The following is a 10,091-nucleotide window of genomic DNA, read 5'->3' on the forward strand; positions in this document are numbered from 1 at the left end:
ACTCGATGAGAACAGTTTCGTCGAAATTGGTGCTATGGTTACAGCAAGGAGCACTGACTTCGGTCTGAAACAGTCAGAGACTCCATCCGATGGTGTTGTTACGGGATATGGTGTCATCGATGGTAACCTTGTGTATGTATATAGCCAGGATGCAAGTGTATTAGGCGGATCCGTTGGCGAAATGCATGCAAAGAAGATTGCACGTATCTATGATATGGCAGTCAAGATGGGAGCACCTGTAATCGGTCTTATCGATTCAACAGGTATGCGTCTTCAGGAAGCAACTGATGCTCTTGCAGCTTTTGGCGAGATCTACGCTAAAGAAGTTGAGGCTTCAGGAGTTGTTCCTCAGATCACAGCAGTATTCGGTGGCTGTGGCGGCGGTCTGGCACTTGTACCAGCCCTTTCTGATTTTACATTCATGGAGAGCAAGAACGGTAAGCTGTTCGTCAATTCTCCTAACTCCATTAAAGGCAATTACGAAGAGAAGTGTGATACAGCAGCAGCTGATTTCCAGGGCGCTAAGGCTGGAATCGTTGATGTTGCAGGCGATGAAGAGACAATCTACAACGAGATTCGTCAGCTTGTAAGCCTTCTTCCTTCTAATAATGAAGACAGCGACTTCTATGAAGAGTGCGCTGATGATCTTAACAGATCACTTGAGAATTTTGATGGCGCAGTTGCAGATCCTGCACTTGCACTTTCAATTCTTTCAGATAATGGCGTTTTCTTTGAAACCAAGAGAGAATTCGCTAAAGAGATGGTAACAGGATTCATCAAACTTAACGGAGCTACAGTTGGCGTTGTTGCTAACCGCAGCGTATTATTTGATGAAAACGGCAAAGAGAAAGAGAAATTTGAGCCTGTTCTTACAGCAAATGGTTGTGAGAAGGCAGCTGATTTCGTTCGTTTCTGCGATGCTTTTGATCTTCCTGTTGTTACATTCACAAATGTAAAGGGCTTCCTTGCTACAACATGTGAAGAGAAGAGACTTGCCAAGAAAGCAGCAGCACTTGTTTCTGCATTTGGTTCAGCTTCTGTTCCGAAAGTTAACGTTGTTACAGGTAAGGCTCTTGGTAGCGCATTCGTTATCATGAACTCTAAGGCAGATATCAATGTTTGCTGGCCAGATTCCCAGATCGGAACAATGGAAGCAGATATGGCTGCCAAGATCATCGGTGATGGTAAGAGCGCAGAAGAGGTTAATGAGATCGCAGCTGAGTATGCTAAGCTTCAGAACAGCGCTGTAAGTGCTGCAAGAAGAGGCTACGTTGATGAGATCATTGAGCCTGCTGATACAAGAAAGTATGTTATCGGCGCATTAGAGATGCTTTTTACAAAGAGAGAAGCACACCCTGCAAAGAAGCATGTTACTAAATAAGGAGGTAAATGATGGAATTTATCACAAGTTCTTTATCTTATCTTCCTATGGCTCTTGAAGCAACTAGAACTACTTTAATGGCTGGCAAGCTTGCTGATGCGGGTATCAACACACTGCTTGGAATGGGAACTGCATTCGCAGTACTTATTCTTATCAGTCTGATCATTTCTCTTTTCCCTATGATCGGAAAGATCGGTAAGAAACAGCCTGCTCCAGCTCCTGCAAAACCTGCAGCTCCTGAAGTAGTTGAAGAAGAGGATCTTTCTGATGACGAAGAGCTCGTTGCAGTTATTGCAGCAGCTATTGCAGCTTATGAGGGAAGTACTTCAGCATCCGGTGATGGTTTTGTTGTTCGTTCTATTAGAAAGAGACGTTCCGGAGCCAGAGCATAACTAGTGCCTTAGTGGCAACACAAGATAAGAATTTACAGGATTCACATAAAATTTCGAAGCCGTTATACATACGGCAGGAAGGGATAAACATGAAAAACTATACTATTACCGTTAATGGCAACGTATATGATGTTACAGTAGAAGAAGGCGCAGGCGGCGCAGCTAGCGCACCAGCTCCAAAGGCAGCTCCTAAGAAAGCTCCTGCAGCTAAGAAGGCATCAGCTGGTGCTGGTTCAATCAAGGTTGAAGCCGGTGCAGCCGGTAAGGTTGTAAAGGTTAACGCTAACGTAGGACAGGCAGTTAAGAAGGGCGATGCTGTTGTTACTATCGAGTCCATGAAGATGGAGATTCCTATGGTTGCTCCTTCAGACGGAACTGTTGCTAGCATTGACTGCGCAGTAGGTGATTCAGTAGAGGCAGGAACAGTTCTTGCAACACTTAACTAATAGTTTCGTATTCTACTGGAGGAACAATAATGGAAAAAATCGTTGATACCTTTTTGAATCTATGGAATCAGACAGCCTTCCAGAACCGTTACTGGGGCAATTATGTCATGATTCTCGTAGCGTTCGTATTTCTTTATTTGGCTATAGCCCATGATTTTGAACCTCTGCTTCTTGTTCCGATCGCATTTGGTATGCTTCTTGTTAATATCTATCCTGAGATTATGCAAGAGATATCAGAAGACGGAAGCGGCGGTGGATTATTCAGGTATTTCTACAAGCTGGATGAATGGTCAATCCTTCCTTCAATCATCTTCATGGGTGTAGGTGCCATGACCGACTTTGGTCCGCTTATTGCTAACCCTAAGTCATTCCTGCTTGGTGCAGCAGCACAGTTCGGTATTTTCTCAGCTTACTTTATGGCTATTTTAATGGACTTCCCCGGAACAGCAGCTGCTTCTATCTCAATCATCGGTGGTGCTGATGGTCCTACATCTATCTTCCTTGCTACAAAGCTTGGATGTACAACACTTCTTGGACCTATCGCCGTTGCTGCATACTCATACATGTCACTTGTACCGATTATTCAGCCTCCGATCATGAAGCTTTTCACAACAGAGAAGGAACGTAAGATCCGCATGCTTCAGCTTCGCCCTGTATCACAGCTTGAGAAGATCCTCTTCCCTATTGTTGTTACAGTTGTTGTCTGCATGATCCTTCCAACAACAGCTCCTCTTATCGGTATGCTTATGCTTGGTAACCTCTTCCGTGAAAGTGGTGTTGTACACCAGCTTCAGGAGACAGCATCAAATGCTCTTATGTATATTGTAGTTATCCTTCTTGGAACATCAGTTGGTGCTACTACAAAAGCTGAAGACTTCCTTCAGCCTGCTACTCTTAAGATCGTAGTTCTCGGACTTATAGCATTTGCTGTAGGTACTGCCGCAGGTGTCCTGTTTGGTAAACTTATGAATTTAATCAGTGGTGGAAACATCAATCCGCTTATCGGTTCAGCCGGTGTATCAGCTGTTCCTATGGCTGCGCGTGTTTCTCAGAAGGTTGGTGCTGAAGCAGATCCTTCTAACTTCCTTCTTATGCACGCTATGGGACCTAACGTTGCCGGTGTTATCGGAACAGCAGTTGTTGCCGGTACATTTATGGCGATATTCGGAATCTAATTTTTAAAAGGAGAAAACTATGTCTGATATTGAAAGAAAACCGGTAAAGATTACTGAGACTGTTCTTCGTGACGCACATCAGTCTCTGATCGCTACTAGAATGCCGATAGAGCAGATGCTCCCTATTGTTGATACAATGGACAAAGTAGGATATGCCGCAGTAGAATGCTGGGGCGGTGCTACATTTGATTCTTGCCTTCGTTTCCTTAAAGAGGATCCGTGGGAAAGACTTCGTAAACTTAAAGAGGGCTTTAAGAATACTCCTCTTCAGATGCTTCTTCGTGGACAGAACCTTCTTGGTTACAGCCACTATGCTGATGATGTAGTAGAAGCTTTCGTAGCTAAGTCAATTGAAAATGGTATTGATATCATCCGTATCTTTGACTGTCTTAACGACCTTCGTAACCTTGAGACATCAGTTAAAGCCTGCAAGAAGTATGGCGGAAAGGCTCAGATCGCTCTTTCTTACACACTTGGTGGCGCATATAATGATGAATACTGGAAGAAGATCGCAGGTGAGATCGAAGCACTTGGTGCTGATTCACTTTGTATCAAGGATATGGCAGGACTTCTTCTTCCTTACGAAGCAGATAAGCTTGTCAGAGCTCTTAAGAGCGGTACAAAGATCCCGATCGAGCTTCATACTCACTACACATCAGGTGTTGCTAGTATGACATATATGAAGGCTATTGAAGCAGGCGTTGATATCATCGACTGCGCTATCAGCCCATTTGCTCTTGGTACATCACAGCCTGCAACAGAAGTTATGGTTGAGGCCCTTAAGGGAACTCCATATGATACAGGTTATGACCAGAAGCTTCTTTCCAAGATTGCTGAGCACTTCCGTCCTTACAGAGAAGAGTGCCTCGAGTCAGGACTTATGTCTACTAAGGTTCTTGGTGTTAACATCAAGACTCTTATGTATCAGGTACCTGGTGGTATGCTTTCAAACCTTACAAAGCAGCTCTCAGATCAGGGCAAGCTTGATAAGCTTGAAGCAGTTCTTGAAGAAGTACCGAGAGTTCGTAAAGATCTTGGTGAGCCACCGCTTGTTACACCTTCATCACAGATCGTTGGTACTCAGGCTGTTATGAATGTTCTTATGGGCGAGAGATACAAGATCGTTCCTGAACAGACCAAGGACCTTGTAAGAGGTAAATATGGTCAGACAATTAAGCCTATGGATCCTGAAGTTGTTAAGAAATGTATCGGAGACGAGGAACGTATTACTTGCCGTCCTGCAGATCTTATCGAGCCTCAGATGGATAAGTTCAGAGAAGAGTGCAAGCAGTGGGCTACATGCGATGAAGATGTTCTTTCATATGCATCTTTCCCTCAGGTTGCTACAGACTTCTTCAAGTATCGTGAAGCTCAGAAGAGCGGAGTAGATCTTTCTAAGGCAGATACTAAGAACGGAGCATATCCTGCTTAATATTTTATAGATTCTGATAATTAAAGATATTTATACAGTGTATGAATATCATATATCATCAATCTGTAAATTATACCAAAAGTATATTTGCATCCCGGATTTCCTAAACAGGTTTTCCGGGATGCTTTTTTATGTTAAACTATAAATGAGGTTTTGCGTTTAAAAATCAATTACCAGCGTTATAAATACAAAGTCTATTAAGTGATTTTTGTATATAACGAGCAATCACGAAGTAATTCGCGAGTTCGACATTACTAGTACTAACAGTATGATCATGTATATACAGGATCAGCTGAAGACGGAAGGGTTTTTTATGCAAGAGTTCAGAAGACGTAGAGTAGAGAAAAAAGTTCTAAGAGAGCATCGCGGAATAGAATTTAGAAAGATGGATCTTAATCGTCAGATGCTTGCGCTTGACGAGATCAACGGATTCAGGATCAGACCCGGATATTATGAAATGAACGGGGCAACGGTTATTCCGGATGGTGTTAACTTCACATGTTATTCCAAGGGTGCTAAATCTATAACTTTATTGTTGTTTCATAGAGGTGATTCTGCCCCTTTTGGAAAAATCCCTTTTCCAGAATCATATAAAATAGGAAAAACGTATTCAATGATAGTATTCGGTCTTGATATAGAGAACATTGAATATGCATATTCTGTAGACGGAGCATGGGATCCATCCAAGGGCCTTTTGTTTGACAAAAAACATTATCTTCTTGATCCCTATGCCAAAGCTGTAACAGGTCAGCGTAACTGGGGACAAAATGATAATAGAAATGGTATATACAGGGCAAGAATAGTCAGGAATAATTTTGAATGGAATGCGACTAAGCAGCTGGAAACTCCAATGGAAGATTCAATTATTTATGAGCTTCATGTAAGGGGCTTTACTAAGGATCCTTCTTCCGGAGTAAGATATCCAGGTACCTTTGAAGGGCTTAAAGAAAAAGTACCTTATTTAAAGCATCTTGGTATTACAGCTGTAGAGCTTATGCCTATATTTGAATTTGATGAGACCAGAGATAAGAGGGTGGTTAATGGCAGAACACTTCTTGACTATTGGGGATATAATACTGTAAGCTTTTTTGCCCCAAATACTGCTTATGCTTCAGTTGGTGAGTACAATTATGAGGGCCTTGAACTTAAGAATCTTATAAAAGAGTTTAAAGACAACGGAATAGAAGTAATTCTTGATGTTGTATTCAATCATACTGCTGAAGGCAATGAGAACGGACCTTTTATATCATTTAAAGGATTTGATAATAATATATATTATATGCTTACTCCTGATGGTAAGTATTATAACTTCTCGGGCTGTGGTAATACAGTTAACTGTAATAATCCTCTGGTACAGGAAATGATAGTTAATTGCTTGCGCTACTGGGTTGAAGATTACCGGGTTGACGGATTCCGTTTTGATCTTGCAAGTATACTTGGAAGAAATGAAGATGGAACTCCTATGGACAGGCCTCCGCTTATCCAGAGGCTTGCATATGATCCGATTCTTGGTAACTGTAAACTTATCGCAGAAGCCTGGGACGCAGGTGGAATGTATCAGGTAGGAAGCTTCCCTGCATGGAATAGATGGGCAGAATGGAATGGTAAGTATCGTGATGATATACGTTCATACCTAAAAGGAGAATACTGGTCAGCTCCGGAAGCTATCAAGAGAATTACTGGATCTATGGACTTGTATGGTGGAGAATATGTAGGTTATAACTCATCCATAAATTTCCTGACCTGTCATGACGGTTTCCCTCTTTATGATCTGTATTCATATAATGGTAAGCATAACGAAGCCAATGGCTGGAACAATACAGATGGTACTGATGATAACAGAAGTTGGAACTGTGGCGTTGAAGGCGAGACAGATGATCCTGAAATAATCAAGCTGCGTTTTAGAATGATGCGTAATGCTATTACAATACTTATGTGTTCAAGAGGCACTCCGATGCTTCTTGCAGGTGATGAGTTTGCTAATACACAGTTTGGCAATAACAATGCATATTGTCAGGATAATGAGATTTCATGGCTCAACTGGGATCTTATGACCAAGAACCACGATTACTATGATTTTTATAGAAATGCTATACAGTTCAGAAAAAGACATCCGGCAATCAGAAAAGATCTGCAGCCAGCAAAATGCGGACTTCCATTTGAAAGCTGCCATGTAGAAGATCCTTATAATGGAAATATAACTAAGGATAGCAGAATGATAGGTATTCGCTTTGCCGGGTACTGCAGAGATAAAGGCCATGATGATGTGGTATATATAGCTATAAATGTATTCTGGGAAGATATAGCTATAAAACTTCCAGATCTTCCTTGCGGTGGTTACTGGTCCCTTGCTATAAATACAGGTGCTCCGGATCAGAAATACTTCCATAACAGACCTGTACCTCTTACTGAGAATGGATGGATACTAAAAGCAAGAAGTGTAAGTGTTTTTGTAGGAAACTTTCCTACAGAATATACGTGAGCGCTTTGAAGAAGGATTATTTAAACAGACTGATATTACCTTGAAAGGTAGTACAGTCTGTTTTTCATTAATAAAATATTATATAGGTAAAAGTCCCATGAACTTTTCATTCAAGAATCCATGATTTATTCTTGATTTTATAACCTTATCAGCCGAAATATAAATGTGACATATTGGATTTCTTCTTTAGACAGATAAGATTTACATAAAGTAGTGTCATTTAAGCGTATGTAGAATGAGTCTTCAGGAGGCTGTAATGGCAAATGATAAGGAGATTAAGAAGGCAGATAATAATACTGAGCCTGTTAAGGATAATCCTGTAGAGACTGATAATTCGCTCGATGTAGGTGGCTTTCTTTTTAAAACAAAGGAAGATGCTGATAAAGCAAGAGTTGATGCAAGAAAGATTGAGTACCTCGAGTCTCATGTAAAACTTAATAGTCTGGCGAATATAAAAACTGTATATACTAAATCTATACAAAACAAGGTATTTGGAACACCCCTTGGATGGAGCTTTTTGTCTTTTTTGCGCAGACAGGTTATGATTCAGGGCGGAGATCTGTCTGATATGCCTAATATTGAGTTGAAACATATTTATACCCATACCACGTCTCCGGATGATTACGTTCCTAAGGAGATTGTAAAAGAAAAACCCAAGAAAAAAACAAATCATAATTTCCTTAAATATTCTCTATTTGTTAATATATTTCTTGTAATACTTGTTATATGTATGTTCCTCATAGCAGCAAGTAACAATTCTACTACTGTACTTAATTATAAAGAGACTATTACTGATGAGTATGAAGCTTGGGAAGAAGAGCTTACAGAACGTGAGAAGGCAGTAAAAGAAAAAGAAAAGGAACTTGGCATAGAATCAAAGCCTGATTTTAATACATCATCACAATCACAGTAGAAATATACGTTCATATTGAAAAACTATTGGGAATTAGATGGATTGGTTTTATTTTTTCACAAAATGGACATAAAATGGGGATAATATATATTTAAGGAGGCAAAGGCCTGAAAAGGCTAAAGCACAGGGAATGGATAAACTAAAAATATTAGTAGTTGATGATGAAAGCAGGATGAGAAAGCTTGTCAGCGATTTCCTTATCAAAGCCGGATTTGAAGTTGTTGAAGCCGGGGATGGTATGGAAGCTGTTGACATCTTTTTTGCAGATAAAAATATATCTCTTATTATTCTGGATGTTATGATGCCCAAAATGGATGGATGGGATGTTTGCCGTGAGATAAGGCAATATAGCAAGGTTCCTATCATAATGCTTACAGCAAAGTCAGAAGAAAGAGATGAGCTTCAGGGATTTGAACTTGGGGTTGATGAATATATATCCAAACCTTTCAGTCCTAAGATTCTTGTGGCCAGGGTAACGGCTATACTCAGAAGAAGTAATCAGACTTCAAGTGAAGATGTCATAGAAGAAGGCGGAATAAAGATCAATAAATCTGCACATATCGCTTCTATAGACGATAATCCTATAGAGCTTTCATTTAAAGAGTTTGAGCTTCTTACATACTTCCTTGAAAATAAAGGCTTGGCATTGTCCAGAGAGAACATCCTTAACAATGTATGGAATTATGACTATTTTGGTGATGCAAGAACTATTGATACCCATGTAAAAAAACTCAGATCCAAGCTTGGAGATAAAGGTGATATGATCAAGACTATCTGGGGAATGGGATATAAATTTGAGGTTTAAATACAAGAGAACAGGAAGCGAACTTGAATAGATCATATTATGAATGATAATAACAATACAAAAAAAATAAAACGACCACTTCGCCGCGATTTCATGCTTATTTTCACAGTGCTGATGATAGGTATGGTTGGCGGCGTTTTGCTGTTTAATAATATATTACTGGAGAAATATTATATTACCAATAAGATAGATGTTATAACTTCTGCTTATGAGAGCGTTAATGATGCAATGAATTCCGGGGATATAACCTCTGAATCTTTTAACATAGAACTTATGAGAATATGCGAGCGTTATAACATAGATGTTATTGTCGCTGACGAAAATTCGGATATAGTTAAATCATCATCTCCTGACTATTTTTATCTTCAGCAAAAGCTTTGGGCCAATATGTTGGGACTTAATGATGAAAGCGGCAAAACAACTATTTTGATCGAAAAAAACATATATATCCTTCAGATAGATACTGATGCAAGGACCAGTACTGAGTACATGGAGATGTTCGGCTTTCTTGATAACGGAAATGTCTTCATGATAAGGAGTGCACTTGAAGGAATAAAGGATAGTGTACGAATATCTAATAGATTTATGAGCTATGTTGCGTTGGGGATTTTGGTCATAGGATCTGTTTTGTCTTATTTTCTTGCAAGAAGAATAACAAAACCCATAAGTAAACTTACGGATATTTCTAACCAGATGAAGGCTTTGGATTTTGATGCCAAGTATACGAGTAAACATAAAAATGAGCTCGATCTTTTGGGAGAAAACATAAACGAACTTTCGGAGATACTCGAAAAAACGATTTTGGAGCTAAAGACTGCCAATCTTGAATTGAAAAAGGATATTGAATCCAAAGATAAGGTTGACCAGATGAGAAGTGAATTTCTCTCAAATGTTTCACATGAGCTTAAAACACCTATAGCGCTAATACAAGGATATGCAGAGGGCCTTCAGGATGGAATAGTAGAAGATCCTGATAGTCGTGATTATTACTGCGGTGTAATTGTGGACGAAGCAGGCAAGATGAATAAGATGGTCAAGCAGCTTATGACCCTTAATGAGCTGGAG

The 10,091-nt window shown here is 40.0% G+C and carries 9 protein-coding genes; all 9 read left to right on the top strand.

All coding sequences use genetic code 11. The features are described 5' to 3' along the window. Nucleotides 1-1,381: acyl-CoA carboxylase subunit beta (locus K6G87_RS08175; RefSeq protein WP_296835720.1), on the top strand; the 1,381-nt coding region annotated here is incomplete at its 5' end. A gap of 8 nt (nucleotides 1,382-1,389) precedes the next feature. After that, complete coding sequence (locus K6G87_RS08180) at nucleotides 1,390-1,773, top strand: OadG family transporter subunit (RefSeq protein WP_330669802.1); 384 nt, start codon at nucleotides 1,390-1,392, stop codon at nucleotides 1,771-1,773. Nucleotides 1,774-1,862: 89 nt separating this feature from the next. Continuing rightward, entirely contained in the window at nucleotides 1,863-2,219 is a 357-nt protein-coding gene (locus K6G87_RS08185) for an acetyl-CoA carboxylase biotin carboxyl carrier protein subunit (RefSeq protein ID WP_296835722.1), read from the top strand. Between the two features lie 29 nt (nucleotides 2,220-2,248). Beyond that, entirely contained in the window at nucleotides 2,249-3,394 is a 1,146-nt protein-coding gene (locus K6G87_RS08190) for a sodium ion-translocating decarboxylase subunit beta (RefSeq protein ID WP_296835724.1), read from the top strand. Nucleotides 3,395-3,413: 19 nt separating this feature from the next. Continuing rightward, nucleotides 3,414-4,826 (top strand): oxaloacetate decarboxylase subunit alpha, encoded by a 1,413-nt coding sequence (locus K6G87_RS08195; protein WP_296835726.1) that lies wholly within the window; start codon nucleotides 3,414-3,416, stop codon nucleotides 4,824-4,826. Nucleotides 4,827-5,211: 385 nt separating this feature from the next. Next, on the top strand, nucleotides 5,212-7,308 hold the full coding sequence (locus tag K6G87_RS08200) for a glycogen debranching protein (RefSeq protein ID WP_296835734.1): 2,097 nt from the start codon (nucleotides 5,212-5,214) through the stop codon (nucleotides 7,306-7,308). 256 nt (nucleotides 7,309-7,564) lie between these two features. Continuing rightward, on the top strand, nucleotides 7,565-8,221 hold the full coding sequence (locus K6G87_RS08205) for a hypothetical protein (RefSeq protein ID WP_296835728.1): 657 nt from the start codon (nucleotides 7,565-7,567) through the stop codon (nucleotides 8,219-8,221). Nucleotides 8,222-8,351: 130 nt separating this feature from the next. Further along, on the top strand, nucleotides 8,352-9,026 hold the full coding sequence (locus tag K6G87_RS08210) for a response regulator transcription factor (protein ID WP_296835730.1): 675 nt from the start codon (nucleotides 8,352-8,354) through the stop codon (nucleotides 9,024-9,026). 39 nt (nucleotides 9,027-9,065) lie between these two features. Then, the coding region (locus tag K6G87_RS08215; protein ID WP_296835732.1) for a histidine kinase dimerization/phospho-acceptor domain-containing protein at nucleotides 9,066-10,091 on the top strand (1,026 nt) is incomplete at its 3' end.

This window comes from Butyrivibrio sp., from assembly GCF_024699075.1.